At 70.3% G+C, this 14,398-nt stretch carries 12 protein-coding genes and 1 tRNA gene; 8 read left to right on the forward strand and 5 right to left on the reverse strand.

Annotation, left to right across the window (positions count from 1 at the left end; all coding sequences use genetic code 11):
• Positions 1-24: 24 nt before the first annotated feature.
• Positions 25-1,761, reverse strand: coding sequence for a pyruvate dehydrogenase (locus tag A605_RS12205; protein WP_015401811.1), 1,737 nt, complete (start codon positions 1,759-1,761; stop codon positions 25-27).
• Positions 1,762-2,011: 250 nt separating this feature from the next.
• Between A605_RS12205 and A605_RS12210 the strand changes: the two genes are divergently transcribed.
• Together A605_RS12210 and A605_RS12215 are read left to right on the forward strand one after the other, a co-directional pair.
• Complete coding sequence (locus A605_RS12210) at positions 2,012-3,409, forward strand: MFS transporter (RefSeq protein WP_244429048.1); 1,398 nt, start codon at positions 2,012-2,014, stop codon at positions 3,407-3,409.
• A 90-nt stretch (positions 3,410-3,499) separates the two neighbouring features.
• Positions 3,500-4,840 carry an MFS transporter gene (locus A605_RS12215; protein WP_015401813.1) on the forward strand — a complete coding sequence of 447 codons (1,341 nt, stop codon included), beginning with the start codon at positions 3,500-3,502 and terminating at the stop codon, positions 4,838-4,840.
• 19 nt (positions 4,841-4,859) lie between these two features.
• Here A605_RS12215 and A605_RS12220 read toward each other — a convergent pair whose 3' ends face one another.
• The 3 genes from A605_RS12220 to A605_RS12230 all read right to left on the reverse strand — a co-directional run bounded on the left by A605_RS12220 (position 4,860) and on the right by A605_RS12230 (position 6,690).
• Positions 4,860-5,384, reverse strand: a complete 525-nt coding sequence (locus A605_RS12220; RefSeq protein WP_015401814.1) for a hypothetical protein — start codon at positions 5,382-5,384, stop codon at positions 4,860-4,862.
• An 84-nt stretch (positions 5,385-5,468) separates the two neighbouring features.
• Positions 5,469-6,440 (reverse strand): diaminopimelate dehydrogenase, encoded by a 972-nt coding sequence (locus A605_RS12225; RefSeq protein WP_015401815.1) that lies wholly within the window; start codon positions 6,438-6,440, stop codon positions 5,469-5,471.
• A gap of 177 nt (positions 6,441-6,617) precedes the next feature.
• Positions 6,618-6,690, reverse strand: a tRNA-Thr gene (locus tag A605_RS12230).
• 208 nt (positions 6,691-6,898) lie between these two features.
• Here A605_RS12230 and thrE point away from each other — a divergent pair.
• From thrE to otsB, 5 genes are all read left to right on the forward strand, one after another.
• Complete coding sequence (thrE, locus tag A605_RS12235; protein WP_015401816.1) at positions 6,899-8,380, forward strand: threonine/serine exporter ThrE; 1,482 nt, start codon at positions 6,899-6,901, stop codon at positions 8,378-8,380.
• Positions 8,381-8,521: 141 nt separating this feature from the next.
• Complete coding sequence (locus A605_RS12240; RefSeq protein ID WP_015401817.1) at positions 8,522-8,869, forward strand: hypothetical protein; 348 nt, start codon at positions 8,522-8,524, stop codon at positions 8,867-8,869.
• Between the two features lie 8 nt (positions 8,870-8,877).
• A complete protein-coding gene (locus A605_RS12245) occupies positions 8,878-10,362 on the forward strand; it encodes an alpha,alpha-trehalose-phosphate synthase (UDP-forming) (protein ID WP_015401818.1) in 1,485 nt (494 codons plus the stop codon).
• Positions 10,359-10,853, forward strand: coding sequence for an META domain-containing protein (locus A605_RS12250; protein ID WP_015401819.1), 495 nt, complete (start codon positions 10,359-10,361; stop codon positions 10,851-10,853). Before A605_RS12245 ends, A605_RS12250 begins: the two co-directional genes overlap by 4 nt.
• Positions 10,854-10,879: 26 nt before the next feature.
• Positions 10,880-12,202: a trehalose-phosphatase gene (gene otsB, locus A605_RS15110; protein WP_015401820.1), complete on the forward strand. Its 1,323-nt coding sequence runs from the start codon at positions 10,880-10,882 to the stop codon at positions 12,200-12,202.
• 6 nt (positions 12,203-12,208) lie between these two features.
• On the opposite strand, the gene A605_RS12260 is transcribed toward otsB, so the two are convergent.
• Positions 12,209-13,333, reverse strand: coding sequence for a LacI family DNA-binding transcriptional regulator (locus A605_RS12260; protein WP_027004407.1), 1,125 nt, complete (start codon positions 13,331-13,333; stop codon positions 12,209-12,211).
• Between the two features lie 90 nt (positions 13,334-13,423).
• Between A605_RS12260 and A605_RS12265 the strand changes: the two genes are divergently transcribed.
• Positions 13,424-14,395: a metal ABC transporter solute-binding protein, Zn/Mn family gene (locus tag A605_RS12265; protein WP_015401822.1), complete on the forward strand. Its 972-nt coding sequence runs from the start codon at positions 13,424-13,426 to the stop codon at positions 14,393-14,395.
• The last annotated feature ends 3 nt before the right edge of the window (positions 14,396-14,398 follow it).

A 14,398-nucleotide genomic window follows, 5' to 3' on the forward strand; every position in this document is an offset into this window, starting at 1 on the left:
GCCCAGACTAACCGGCCCGCACCTCTACGGCTTCGGGATGTTGCGCAGGTTGGAGCGCGCCAGGTTCACCATGCGGCCCACGCCGCCGCCGAAGATGGTGCGGGTGGTCGCCTTCGAGAACCCGAGCAGCATGTCCCACGTGATGTTCGGCGGGATGGACAGCGCATTGGGGTCGGTCACGACGTCGACGAGCACCGGCCCGTCGTGCGCCAGCGCCTCGGCGATGCCGGAGCGCACCTTCTTCGGGTTCTCGATGCGCACGGTCCTGATGCCCATGCCCTCGGCGATGGCCGCGAAATTGACATGCTCGTGGTCGGTCCCGAACTCCGGCATGCCCCCGACGAGCATCTCCAGCTTGACCATGCCGAGTGAGGAGTTGTTGAACACGACCGTCTTGACCGGCAGGTCGTGCAGCCTGACGGTCAGCAGCTCACCGAGCAGCATCGACAGCCCGCCGTCGCCGGAGAACGAGATGACCTGGCGCCCACGGTCGGCGGCCTGCGCGCCGATGGCCTGCGGCAGGGCGTTGGCCATGGAGCCGTGGCGGAAGGAGCCGAGCTCCTCGCGACGCCCGTTCGGGGTGATGTAGCGCGCCGCCCACACGTTGCACATGCCGGTGTCGACGGTGAATACGGCGTCGTCGGCGGCGAGCTCGTCGATGACGGCGGCGACGTACTCGGGGTGGATGGGCGTGTGCTTCTCGACGCCTGTGGTGTAGGCCTCCACGACCCCCTCCAGCGCCTCCGCGTGGTTGCGCAGCTGACGGTCGAGGAAGGAGCGGTCCGTCTTCTCCTCGACGTGCGGGAGAATGTTCTCGATGACCGCGGCCACGTCACCGACCACCGGGTGGTGGATGGTGGTGCGGCGGCCGATGTGGGAGGCGTCGATGTCAACCTGTGCGACGTTGCCGGCGGGCAGGAAGTCCGTGTACGGGAAGTCGGTGCCCAGCAGGATCAGCAGGTCGGCGTCGAACATCGCGTCACGGCAGGCACCGTAGCCGAGCAGGCCGGACATGCCGACGTCGAAGGGGTTGTCGTACTGGATGTGCATCTTGCCGCCGAAGGCGTGGCCGATGGGCGACTTGATCTTCTCGGCCAGGGCGAGGACCTGACCGCGGGCGTTCTTCACGCCTTCCCCGCAGAACAGGGTGACCGAGTCGGCGTCGTTGATCGCGGCCACCAGCGCGGCCGCCTCGGCCGGATCCGGGAAGGTGATGGGGGATCCGGTGGCGATGACGGAGTCGGTGAAGGTGTCGTCGGTGGCCTCGTGCTCGGCGATGTCGCCCGGCAGCACCAGGACGGAGACGCCCTTGCCCGCGACGGTGGACTGGATGGCGTGGTGGAGGATCCTCCCGCCCTGGTCGGTGGAGTTGACCATCTCGCAGTAGGCGGAGCATTCGTTGAACAGCAGCTCCGGGTGGGTCTCCTGGAAGTAGGTGGAGCCGATCTGCAGCGAGGGGATGTGGGAGGCGATGGCCAGCACCTTCGCCCCGTTGCGGTGGGCGTCGTAGAGGCCCTGGACGAAGTGGGTGTTGCCCGGCCCGCAGGACCCGGCGCACACGGCCAGTTTGCCGGTCATCAGGGACTCGGCGCCGGCGGCGAAGGCGGCGGCCTCCTCGTTGCGGACGTGCACCCACTCGATGGAGGAGTCGCGCAGGGCGTCCACGACGGGGTTGAGGCTGTCGCCGACGATGCCGTAGATGCGTTCCACGCCCTGGGCCTCCAGGGTGGCGATGAGTTGTGCGGCGTAGGTCCGGGGCATGGTTTCCACTCCTGTCGAGATGCTCGGGTGAGTGTCGGTGAGCGGCACCGACGGCGTCGATGTGCTGCCCCCGACCCTACGCATGATTCCTCCCCCACAGCGCCGGTCGCGGGGCGTCGGCGCGCGCCCCGGCGCGGGTGAAACCGCCGGTACAGTGTGGCGGGTGAACGACCGCGCGCACCTCGACGACGTCGACTCCACCCCGGCCCGGCGGTGGAGTTTCCTCGTCATCATCTCCCTGGGCCTGTTGATGATCGGCGTGGACAATTCGATCCTCTACACCGCCCTGCCCGAGCTGCGCGTCCAGCTCGGGACCACCGCGCTGCAGGGGCTGTGGATCATCAACGCCTACCCGTTGATGATGGCGGGCCTGCTCCTGGGCACCGGCACCCTCGGCGACCGGATCGGGCACCGTCTGATGTTCCTCATCGGCCTGTCGGTCTTCGGCGTGGCGTCGCTGGCCGCCGCCTTCGCGCCCACCGCGTGGTTCCTCGTCGCCGCCCGCGCCCTGCTCGGGGTCGGGGCCGCGACGATGATGCCGGCGACCCTCGCGCTGATCCGCATCACCTTCTCCGATGAGCGGGAACGCAACACCGCCATCGGGGTGTGGGGCTCGATCGCCGTGATCGGCGCGGCCGCCGGCCCCGTACTCGGCGGGCTGCTGCTGGAGCACTTCTGGTGGGGCTCGGTCTTCCTCATCAACGTGCCGGTGGTCGTCCTCACCCTGCTGGGCACGGTGGTGGTCGCCCCGGCGAATATACCGAACCCGGACAAGCGCTGGGACGCCGTCTCCTCCCTCTACGCCCTGCTCACCCTGTCGGGGCTGGTGATGACGGTCAAGGAACTGACGAACCCGGCGCGCCAGCCCTGGCTGCTGGCCGGGGCGGCCGCCGTGTTCGCCCTCGGCGCGGTGGCCTTCACCCGCCGTCAGCGCCGTCTGGACGACCCCCTGCTGGCCTTCGACGTCTTCCGCTCCCGCATCTTCACCGGCGGGGTACTCGCCGCCGGCGGGGCGATGTTCGCGGTGGCCGGCGTGGAGCTGATGACCACCCAGCGTTTCCAGCTCGTGGGCGGTTTCAGCCCGCTGGAGGCGGGCCTGCTCGTCGCGGCGGTGACGGCCTCGGCGTTCCCGATGTCGATTCTCGGCGGTGCCTTCCTGCACCGCATCGGGTTCACCCCGCTGATCTCCGGCGGTTTCGCGGCCGTGGCGACCGGGGTGGGGCTGGCGTGCTGGGCCGGGGGCCGGGACGACTTCGTCCCCTTCGTCGTGGGTCTGCTGTTCGTCGGCGCGGGGGCCGGGGCGATCATGTCGGTGTCCTCCACCGCGATCATGGGCTCGGCCCCGGTGCGCCGCGCCGGCATGGCCGCCGGGGTGGAGGAGGTCTCCTACGAGTTCGGCACGTTGCTGTCGGTGGCCATCCTAGGCAGCCTGCTGCCGATGTTCTATCTCCTGCGGGCCCCGGCGTCGGCCCCCGCGGATCCCCTCGCCGGGCTCGCGCACCCGGTGCACGGTCCCGCGGCCGCGGCCGCCTACGACCAGGCCTACCTGGGTGTCCTCGCCATCATCGCCGTCTTCGCCGCGGTGCTGGCCGTGCTCACCGCGTGGTGCTTCCGCGGCAACCCGAAGAGCGCCGACAGCGTGGGGTAGTGAAGCGGAACGCTTCCCGACGCCCGTCCCCGGAGGGCAGCGGATTCCGACGCCGCGCGGAGGACGCGCCCGCGGTCTAGACTCCCGGCTATGGCTCTCACGGCGATCCCCGACGGCCCCCGGCAGTCCCCCCGGCGCACGGACCGGGGCACGGTCACCGCCTGGGCGCTGTGGGACTGCGGCTCCGCGGCCTTCAACGCCGTGCTGGTGACCTTCATCTTCTCGGTCTATCTGACGGACTCCGTGGGCCCGGGCATCGACAGCCGCTTCACCCCGACACAGTGGTACGGCTGGGCCATGGCCGCGGCCGGCGTGGCGATCGCCGTGATCACCCCGATCATGGGGCAGCGCAGCGACCTGCGGGGCACCCGGAAACGGGCCGTGGGCACCTGGACCTTCGTCACCGTCATGCTCATGGCGGCGCTGTTTTTCGTGCGCAATGACGATCAGCTGTTCTTCTGGCTCGGCCTGGCGATCATGGCCCTGGCGTCGATCACCTTCGAGTTCGCGGAGGTCAACTACTTCGCGCAGCTGCGGCAGGTCGCCACGGAGGACAACGTCGGCCGGGTCTCCGGTTTCGGCTGGGCCATGGGCTACTTCGGCGGCATCGTCGTCCTCCTGCTGTGCTACGTCGGTTTCGTCGCCGGCTCCGGGGACACCCGCGGACTGCTCGACCTGCCGGTCGACGGCGGCCTGAACATCCGGCTGGTGGCGGTCTTCGCCGCGGCCTGGTTCGCCGTCTCCGCCATCCCGCTGCTGCTCCGCGTCCCGGAGATCTCCCCCGCCGCTGACGCGGGCCACCGGCCGAGGGGTGTGATCGACCAGTACCGGGAGCTGTTCCGGGGCATCGGTGACCTGTGGCGGGAGGACCGCAACGCCCTCGGTTTCCTCGTCGCCTCGGCCGTCTTCCGTGACGGCCTGGCCGGGGTGTTCACCTTCGGCGCCGTCCTGGCCGTCACCGCCTACGGGTTGAGCTCCGGTGACGTCCTCATCTTCGGCATCGCCGCCAACATCGCCGCCGCCCTGGGCGCCGTCGTCGGTGGTTTCCTCGACGACCGCTTCGGCCCCAAGCCGGTCATCCTCGTCTGCCTGGTGCTCATGGTCGTCGACGCCGTCGTGCTGCTGTTCGTCGGCGGCCCGGCCGGGTTCTGGGTCTTCGGCCTGCTGCTGTGCCTGTTCGTGGGCCCGGCCCAGTCGGCGGCGCGGTCCTTCCTCTCCCGGGTGACTCCGCCGCACCGGGAGGGACAGGTGTTCGGCCTCTACGCCACCACCGGGCGCGCGGTGTCCTGGCTCTCGCCGATCCTGTTCGGCGTGTTCGTCACCCTCTCCGGCGGCGAGGACCGGGGCGGCATCCTGGGCATCGGGCTGGTGCTGCTGGTCGGCGCGCTGCTGCTGTTCCCGGTGAAGGACCCCGCCGCGAAGCAGGGGTGAGGGGGCGGGCGGGCCCGGTTCAGTCTCCGTCGACCGGGAGATCCCGGATCCTGAGCACCAGCCCGAGGCGGCGGTGCGCCGGCAGACCCGTGTCCTCGACCCCGCCGATGCGCACCAGGCCGTCCTGCCCCGGGAGAAGGTGGTGGACGGCCTGCAGTTCGTGGGTGGCCTCCCCCGTCGAGATGGTGCGCCGGTCCCAGTCGATGAGGTAGGACTCCGTGGCCGTCATCACCTCCTGCCGCCCCGAGCGTGCGCTCAGATCCTCCTCGGCCCGGTTCGTGATGCAACCCGAGAGGATCCTGGCCGCGGAGGTGGTGCCGGCGTCGTCGAGGGTGGCCAGCAGCTGGTTGGCCCGCTGGGCAACCGACCGCGCCAGGAGCGGGTCGAGGTGGCGGCGGTAGAGCGCCTGCGCCTCGTTGTCCCCGACGGGCAGGTGCTCCAGCGGGTGGTCGGGCAGCCGGACATGCACCCGGCGGTCGTCGAGGTAGAGCAGGTGGTCGTCACCGGCGTAGACCAGGGCGGGCGGGGGCGTCGGCTCGGTCATGGCGGTGTGGCCTCCTGTCGGACGATCAGGGTGTGGGCCCCACCCTAGCGGCGGGTGAGGCCCGTGTCCGCACCTGTGCCCGCGCTACACGTCGCGGGTGATCAGCTCGTCCAGGGAGGTCGGCGACACCAGGTAGGGGGCGACCTCCAGGACGGTGTAGGCGCCGGACTCGCCGGCCTCGCGCAGTCGGTGGGCGGCACGGGCGTAGGCGATCTGGACGGCCGCGGTGAAGTCGGGGTTGCGCTCCAGCTCCAGGGTGTACTCGATGGACTGGGTGAAACCGCCGGTGTCGCCCGCGGTGACCACGTGCCCACCGTGGGGCATGCCGGTGTGCTCGGCGTCGAAGGTGGCCTCGTCGATGAAGTTGACCTCGACCTGGTAGCCCACGAAGTAGTCCGGCATGGTGCGGATCTCGTTCTCGATGCGCTCCTCGTCGGCGGCGTCGCAGACGACGAAGCAGCGGCGGACGTGGGCCTGCTTGCCGTCCAGGTCACCGGCCTCGCCGCGGCGGGCGGACCCGAGGGCGTCCTCGCTGGGGATGGTGTACTGCACGGCCTTGCGCACACCCTCGATGCGGCGCAGGGCGTCGGAGTGGCCCTGCGACAGACCCGGACCCCAGAAGGTGTGCTGCTGGGCGGTGGGCAGGATGGCCTTGGCCAGCGTGCGGTTCAGGGAGAACATGCCCGGATCCCAGCCGGTGGCCACGATGGCCACGGTGCCGGCGGCCTTGGCCACCTTGTCCATCTCCGCACGGTGGCGGGCGATGTCGCGGTGGTTGTCGTAGGTGTCCACGGTGGAGGCGTGCGCGATGAACTCGGGCGCCTGCGCGGGAATGTCGGTGGCGGAGCCCAGGCACAGCAGGGCCACATCGAACTTGTCGGTGTGCTCGGCGAACCCGGCGGACGGCAGCACCGGGGTGTCCGGATCCAGCGTGTCGAGCGAATCACGCCGGGAGAAGATCCCCGCCAGCTCCATGTCGGGCTGCTGCTGGATCAGCTTCTCCACTGAGCGGCCGAGGTTGCCGTAGCCGACGATTGCGACCCGGATGTCTGCCATGTCTTGAGTTCCTTCCGAACGGGGCTGCATGTGCGGACATCATTCTACGGAAGGGGGGTGACCCGCAGGTGGGAAGCTGTACCGGCAATCCGCGCCCGGCACCACCGGCAGTTCCCGCACCCCGCCCCGGTCACCGGAAAACCGCCGGCCGGTGAGATCACCGGTCGGCGGTTGCGGAGCTGGAGACGAGACTTGAACTCGCAACCTACGGTTTACAAGACCGTTGCGCTACCGATTGCGCCACTCCAGCACGTGCCGCCGCGCACGGGCGGGCACGTTGTCAGATGCTACCCGAGGTCGCGCGCCTACCGGAAAACCCCTCCGCGTGCGGCGTTGCCGCAGCGTACGGCGGTGGGCCGGACGGGCGTCGGAAAGCCGTGTGCGCGCGGCAAAGGCACAGGCTAATGTGTGTTTTTGTCATTCACCACCCCCTTCTCCGACCGAGGTAGATCGCCCACGTGTCCACGCTGTTCGAGAGAATCGGCTCGTTTTTCACCGGTACCGGGCGCATCGCCACCATTGACGCCGCGCGGTCCGCACCGCCGCCGTCCCCGCTCGCGCCGATCGACCTCACCGATTACGCGCAGGTCGCCGGCGTCATGGACCTGGCCGCGCGCATCGGTGACATCCTGCTGTCCTCCGGCACCTCGAACTCGGACACCAAGACCCAGATTCACGCCGTGACCTCCGCGTACGGCCTGCACTACTGCCACGTGGACATCACGATGAACACCATCACGATCTTCACGAACATCGGCACCACGAAGAAGACCCCGGTCAACGTGTTCCGGGTGGTCCGTTCCCTGTCGACCGACTTCTCCAAGCTCTCCGAGGTCGACCGCCTGATCCGTTCCATCCAGGCCGGCGCCACCCCGCCCGACGTCGCCGAGAAGATCCTCGACGAGCTCGCCGCCACCCCGCCCGCCTACGGCACGCTCACCTCCATCACGGGCTGGGGACTGTTCGGTGCGGCGATCGCCGTGATGCTCGGCGGTGGGGTGTTCGTCGCCGCCATCTCGTCCCTGACCTCCATGCTGATCATGATGATCAACACCTGGCTGTCCCGGCACAGCCTGCCGTACTTCTTCCAGAATGTCTTCGGCGGCATCATCGCCACCATGCCCGCGGCCATCATCTACGGGGTCGCCGCCCGCTACGGCCTGCAGATCCTGCCCAGCCAGATCATCGCCTCGGGCATCGTCGTCCTGCTCGCGGGACTGACGTTGGTGCAGTCCCTGCAGGACGGCATCACGGGCGCGCCGGTAACGGCCTCGGCGCGGTTCTTCGAGACGCTGCTGTTCACCGGCGGCATCGTCGCGGGGGTGGGCATCGGAATCCAGCTCTCGGCGGTGTTCGGTGTCACGCTGCCTCCCCTGGAGGCGATCGCGGCCCCGAACTTCACCTCGACGACGGTGCGCGTGATCAGCGGTGGCTTCGCCGCGGCGGGCTTCGCGATCGCCAGTTACGCCGAGTGGTCGTCGGTGTTGCTCTCGGGCATCACCGGCACGGCCGGCTCCGCCTTCTACTACTTCCTGCTCCTGCCGATGGGGGTGGGCTCCGTCATTGGTTCGGCGGTCTTCGCCATCATCATCGGCCTGGCCGGCGGTCTGCTCGCCCGCCGCTTCCTCATCCCGCCGCTGATCACCGCCATCGCGGGCATCACCCCGTTCCTGCCGGGACTGTCGGTCTACCGCGGCATGTACGCCGCCCTCAACGAGCAGATGCTCATCGGCTTCACCAATATCGCGACGGCGCTGGCGATCGCCTCCGGCCTGGCCGCGGGCGTGGTGCTCGGCGAGTGGATCGCCCGTCGCCTACGCCGCCCGCCGACGCTGAATCCCTACCGCTACTTCCGGGCCGCCCGCCGCTTCTCCTTCCAGCAGGTGGCCCAGCGCAACCCCGTCGCACGGCGCCGGGTGCGCAAATCCCCCGGCCCGTAGCGTAGAATGGGGTTTCTACTGTGCCCCGTACGGGGACGAATTCCCCTGTGGACGCCCACCCGTTGACCGGGCCGCGGCCCAGTGCTCGTCCCCGCCACCGCACCTGTCCCCGAAGTTCCCGACCGTCCCCAGGAGGATCACGTGCCGCCCAAGGTCACCGATACCCGTCCCACCGCCGAGGCGCTGCATGCCGTGGAGGAGGAGACCGCCCTTGGCGCGCGCCGCATCGTCGCCACCTACTCCCAGGATTTCCTGGACGGCGTGACGCTGATGTGCATGCTCGGCGTTGAGCCGGAGGGCCTGGTCTACTCGAAGGTCGCCGCCGAGCACGAGGATGCGCAGCCGACGACGGCCAAGCGCACCCGCAAGGCCACGAAGAAGACCACCAAGAAGGCCGCCAAGAAGACCACCGCCAAGAAGACCACGAAGAAAACCACCAAGAAGACCACCGCCAAGAAGGCGACGAAGAAGACCACCAAGAAGGCCTGATCACCTGTATGAGCGGCGACAACAGTTTCGTGGTGGTGGCCAACCGGCTGCCGGTTGACCTGACCACCGAACCCGACGGCACCAGCACCTGGGCCCCCAGCCCCGGCGGCCTCGTCGCCGCCCTCTCCCCCGTCCTGGAACGACACCAGGGCTGCTGGGTGGGCTGGCCCGGTGTGGCCGACGAGACCTTCGAGCCCTTCCGTACCGACGCCGGCGTGCTCCTGCACCCGGTCAGGCTCACCGCCGCCGACTTCGAGGGCTTCTACGAGGGCTTCTCCAACGCCACCCTGTGGCCGCTGTACCACGACCTGATCGTGCCCCCGATCTACGACCGCGAGTGGTGGTCGGCCTACCGGGAGGTCAACCTCCGCTTCGCCGACGAGGTCGCCGCGGTGGCCGCCGAGGGCGCGACCGTGTGGGTGCAGGACTACCAGCTGCAGCTGCTGCCGGGCATCCTGCGCCAGCTGCGCCCGGACCTGAAGATCGGCTTCTTCCTGCACATCCCCTTCCCCGGCCCGGAGCTGTTCCGCCAGCTGCCGTGGCGGGAGGAGGTCGTCCGCGGCCTGCTGGGCGCGGATCTGATCGGCTTCCACAACGAGTCCAACGCCGCCAATTTCCTGGACCTGGCCCGCCAGGTCAGCGGTCCGTCCGGCTCCCACATCGGGCAGCCCGACGAGCTGCGGGTCGAGGGCGCCGCCGCCACCCGGGAGATCGGCGCCCACATCACCACCTCGGACGGCCGTCGCGTGGGTGTCGGCGCGTTCCCGATCTCCATCGACGTCGACTCCATCGGCCCCGCCGATCCCGCGGCCGTCGCGGAACTGCGCGCGGAGCTCGGGGAACCGAAGACGGTGATGCTCGGCGTCGACCGCCTCGACTACACCAAGGGCATCCTCCAGCGCCTGCTCGCCTTCGAGGAGCTGCTGGAGTCCGGCGCACTCGACCCGGAGGAGGTCGTGCTGGTGCAGGTCGCCACCCCCTCGCGGGAGCGCATCGAGCAGTACCGCGTGGCCCGTTCCCAGGTGGAGGAGGCCGTCGGCCGCATTAACGGCCACTTCGGCACCATCGGCAACCCGGTGGTGCACTACCAGCACCGTTCCATGCCGAAGTCGCAGCTGGGCGCCTACTACGCGATGGCCGACATCATGCTCGTCACCTCCTTCAAGGACGGCATGAACCTGGTGGCCAAGGAGTACGTGGCCACCCACCCGGACGGCTCCGGCGCGCTGGTGCTCTCCGAGTTCGCCGGCGCGTCCGTCGAGCTGGAGCAGGCCCACCTGTGCAACCCCTTCGACCTGGAGTCCGTCAAGCGCGCCATCCTCAACGCCGTCTGGGATCTCGACGACGCCCCGGAGGCCACCCGGGAGCGCATGCTGGCCATGCATGAGCAGGTGACCACCCACGACGTGGACCTGTGGGCGAGCTCCTTCCTCGACTGCCTCGCGCAGGCCGACTCCACCGGCGACTCGGACGGGGAGCCGGAGCCGCGATGACGACCCCGCGCCGGAGGGCGCTCGCGGCACTGTCGGCCGCGCTGCTGGCCACCGCCCCGGTCCTGTCCGCCTGCGGGGACCGGGAGACCGCCGTGGCCGGCTCCACCTGGCAGATCACCGGCCTGTGGACCACCCCGGAGGATCCCGGCATGCTTCCCGACGCCGCCGCCGGCCGCGCCCAGCTCATCTTCGGCGAGGCGACCGTCACCGGCTCCACCGGCTGCGCCCCCATCCAGGGGACGGTCAGCTTCACCCGCGGGGGCGATCCCTCGCGCGCCCGGGAGGCCGACGCCGTCACCTTCGAGGCCGTCGAGATCGAGGTGCCCGACGACAGCTGCCAGGGGACCGTGCGCTCCGTCCACGAGGATCTGACCGACCTGCTGGCCCCGGAGACCGCGTACGACCTGCGCCATGAATCCGAGGTCGAGCTGGTGCTCACCCGGCAGGGGGAGCTGGTGGACCGCCCGGTCATCCGCCTGTCCGCCGTCTGAGGCTGACCCCCGGTAGATTCGGGGGCATGACCACCTCGATCACCACGTTCGCCGACCTCGCCGCCACCGATCAACTGCTGGTCGTCGCCGATTTCGACGGCACCCTCGCCGACCTCGTCCCCGATCCCTACGCCGTGCCCGTCAACACCGATTCCCTGGCCGCCCTCGCACGCCTGGCCGGGTTGCCGGGCACGACGGTGACCATCCTGTCCGGCCGCCACGTCGACGGTCTCACGCAGGTCTGTGCGCTGCGGACCCCGGTGAACCTGGTCGGTTCCCACGGCGCCGAATCCGCCTCCGGCAGCCTGCCGCTGACCCAGGACATGCGCGCGCACCTGGCCCACATCGAGAACTCACTCACCCGGATCCTGGCCGCCCACCCCAAGGCCGAACTCGAGGTCAAGCCGTACCAGCGGGTCGCCCACGTGGCCAAGGTGGCCGAGGAGGATCCGGAGGCCGCGCGGAACATCCTCGAGCGGGTGGCCGAGATCGACCACGGCGGCGCCCACATCACCTACGGCAAGAACATCGTGGAGTTCTCCGCCGCTGAGTTCACCAAGGGCACCTGGCTCGCCGCGGAGCGCGAACGCGTCGGCGCCACCCGCACCCTGTTCATCGGCGATGACGCCACCGACGAGAACGGCTTCCGGGTGCTCGCCGACCATGACCTCGGTGTGAAGGTCGGCGAGGGCGCCACTGCCGCCAGCGTGCGCGTGGCCGACACCACCGAGGTGGCCCGCGTCCTGACCGACCTCGCGGACGCCCGCACGGCCCACACCGGTATCCCGGCGGAGACCCCGGCCCGCTTCCGGGCCGTGGCCGCCAGCTTCACCGCCGAGGTGCTGCGGGTGCACGACTGGGACGCGCAGACCCCCTGCTCCGAGTGGACCGCCCGCGACCTCGTCGCCCACCTCGCGACCTGGTACCCGGCCAATCTACGCAATGCGGGTGTGGACCTCGGACTGAGGACCGACGCCCGCGAGAATCCGGCGGAGGCGTGGACCGAGCTGGTCTCGGCCACCCAGGCCCTGCTCGACGATCCGGAGCGTTCCGGCGCGCAGTTCACCGCCGGTCCCGACGAGGGGCAGACGGTGGAGCAGGCGACCCGGGGCTTCTTCATCCCGGACGTGTTCATGCACACCTGGGATCTGGGACGCTCGCAGGGCCACGACGTCCGCCTCGACGAGGAGTTCGCGGCCCGCAATCTCGCCGGCCTGGAGTCCCTGGGCGAGCGTCTGCGCGAGTCGGGCCAGTTCGGCCCCGCCCACCCGGTCCCAGAGGACGCGCGGGCGGACGTGCGCCTGATGGCCCACATCGGCCGCGACCCGGAGTTCGGGCTGCGCGGCTAACCCCCGCTACCCCTCCCGCGGCGCGGCGACGGTGGTGCCGGGGTGGAAGGACGTCGCCAGCAGTCTGCGCGGCGCGGGATCCTCGCTCGCCCGGTCCCCCACACGGTCGTCGATGAGCTGCTGCAGCAGGTGCCCGGCGGCCGCGCCCTTCGCCTTGTTCGGCTGGATGACCGTGGTCAGCCCACGCACGAGCGCCAGTTCAATGCCGTCGAAACCCGTGACGGAGAGCTCCTCCGGCACCCTGATGCCACGGTCGCGGGCATACTCGAGCACGCCGAAGGCCATCGAGTCGGTGGTGCACAGCACGGCCGTGAGCCCCGGATGGGTCTCGAGCAACTCGCGGGCCGCGTCGACTGAGTTGGCACGGTCGTTGATGTGCCGGGTGACCACGGGCACCCTCGCCGGGTCGAGGCCGGCGTCCGCGAGCACGTCGAGCGCGCCCAGGACGCGCGAGCGCTGCACGTGCATGCCCGCGGCCGGCAGCGTGGCGTGGTCGACGTGCCCGTCGTGGCGCACGCGGTCGAGACGGATGGTGAGGATGCCGATGTTGCGGTGCCCCGCCTCGACGAGCGCGCGGACCGCCGGGGCGATGGCGGCGCGGTCGTCGATGCCCACGAACGGCAGATCCGGGATGTGGGTGGGCTGGTCGCAGATCACCAGCGGCAGACGGCGGGCGCGGGCGGCGGCCAGGTACGGATCGTCCTCGGCGACGGAATAGACGACGAACCCGTCGACGACGGCGCGCCCCACCAGCGCGGCGGCGGTGGCCTCGTCCTCGGCGGTCTCGGGGCCGACGGGGATGAGGGTGAGCGTGGACTCGGCGCCGTAGGACTCCTCGGAGAAGCTGGCCATGCCGGCGAGGAAGTCGACGGAGGCGAAGTCCTCGAAGGCGTAGGACAGGTGCTCGGTGAGCAGGACGCCGACGGATCCGGTGCGCCGGGTGCGCAGCGAGCGGGCGGTCGGATCGGGGCCGGGGTAGCCGCGCGCCTCGGCGGCGGCGAGAATCCTCGTGCGCAGGGCCGCGGAGAGCTGGTCCGGGTGGTTGTAGGCGTTGGAGACGGTGGTGCGCGAGACCCCGAGTTCAGCGGCCAGCGAAGCGAGGGTGCCGCCGGGACGGGCGCGTTTGACCATGTCCATGAATGTATCAGCCCCGCCCCGCGGTCCCGTTTTCAATAGATTTTCATGTTGACAATTATTTCCAATAGGCGTTTGATTTGGGACATGACCCCATTCCCCGCCCCAGCCGCCACGACCGCCAAGTCCGCCGCCGCGTCCCTGTTCGCCGGTTCCCTCCTGTTCACCGCCGCCTGCTCCGCCAGCGGGGAGGCCGCTGACACCGCAGATGGGGGCGAGGGGAGCGGGGAAGGTCCGTCCATCGTCACCTCCACCGCCATCTGGGGCGACGTCGCCGCCGCCGTCGTAGATCCGGGCACCGTCGAGATCACCCCGATCGTGCAGGACCAGGACGCCGACCCGCACTCCTTCGAACCCTCGGCCGCCGACATGGCGCGCGTGGAGAACGCCGACATCATCGTCGTCGGCGGGGGCGGATACGACGCCTGGCTCTACGACGCCGTCGGCGAGGACAACGACGCCGAGCTCATCCACGCCCTGCCCCTGTCCGGCGGACACGACCACGGTCACGACGAACACTCCCACGAGGGCCACGACCACGGCCCGGCCGAGGCCAACGAGCACGTCTGGTACGACCCGGCGGCCGTCACGGACGTGGCGGAGCAGATCGCGGCGGCCGTGAACACCCTCGACCCGGCCGCCGGAGCCGACGCCACGGAACTCTCCGGACAGCTCGCGACCGTCGAGACCGCCCTGCAGGAGCTGCCGGCCCAGCGCGTCGCACAGACGGAGCCGATCGCCGACCACCTGCTGGCCCACACCGCGATGGAGGAGGTCACCCCGGACGGTTACCGCGCGACCTCGCTGTCACACTCGGAGCCCTCCGCCGCCGACCTCGCCGCCTTCCTGGAACTCATCGCCGACGGCGGCCTGGACCTGCTCATCCACAACCCGCAGACGATGACCGATCTGACCGACCGCCTGCGCGAGGAGGCGCAGAACGCGGGCGTCCCGGTCGTCGAGATCCGCGAGACCCCGCCGGAGGGCGAGAACTTCCTCGGCTACTTCTCCCGAGTCGTCGAGGAACTCGCACAGGCGACCGGCGCGGGATCGGCCTAGGAT

Source organism: Corynebacterium halotolerans YIM 70093 = DSM 44683 (genome assembly GCF_000341345.1).
GTDB lineage: Bacteria > Actinomycetota > Actinomycetes > Mycobacteriales > Mycobacteriaceae > Corynebacterium > Corynebacterium halotolerans.

Excerpts from the sequence above, each read along its gene's own strand:
- A605_RS12225 (WP_015401815.1), bottom strand. The coding sequence starts at position 6,440 with ATGGCAGACATCCGGGTCGCAATCGTCGGCTACGGCAACCTCGGCCGC.
- A605_RS12215 (WP_015401813.1), top strand. The coding sequence starts at position 3,500 with ATGGCTCTCACGGCGATCCCCGACGGCCCCCGGCAGTCCCCCCGGCGC.
- A605_RS12250 (WP_015401819.1), top strand. The coding sequence starts at position 10,359 with ATGACGACCCCGCGCCGGAGGGCGCTCGCGGCACTGTCGGCCGCGCTG.
- A605_RS12265 (WP_015401822.1), top strand. The coding sequence starts at position 13,424 with ATGACCCCATTCCCCGCCCCAGCCGCCACGACCGCCAAGTCCGCCGCC.
- A605_RS12205 (WP_015401811.1), bottom strand. The coding sequence starts at position 1,761 with ATGCCCCGGACCTACGCCGCACAACTCATCGCCACCCTGGAGGCCCAG.
- A605_RS12210 (WP_244429048.1), top strand. The coding sequence starts at position 2,012 with ATGATCGGCGTGGACAATTCGATCCTCTACACCGCCCTGCCCGAGCTG.
- otsB (WP_015401820.1), top strand. The coding sequence starts at position 10,880 with ATGACCACCTCGATCACCACGTTCGCCGACCTCGCCGCCACCGATCAA.
- A605_RS12220 (WP_015401814.1), bottom strand. The coding sequence starts at position 5,384 with ATGACCGAGCCGACGCCCCCGCCCGCCCTGGTCTACGCCGGTGACGAC.
- A605_RS12245 (WP_015401818.1), top strand. The coding sequence starts at position 8,878 with ATGAGCGGCGACAACAGTTTCGTGGTGGTGGCCAACCGGCTGCCGGTT.
- A605_RS12260 (WP_027004407.1), bottom strand. The coding sequence starts at position 13,333 with ATGGTCAAACGCGCCCGTCCCGGCGGCACCCTCGCTTCGCTGGCCGCT.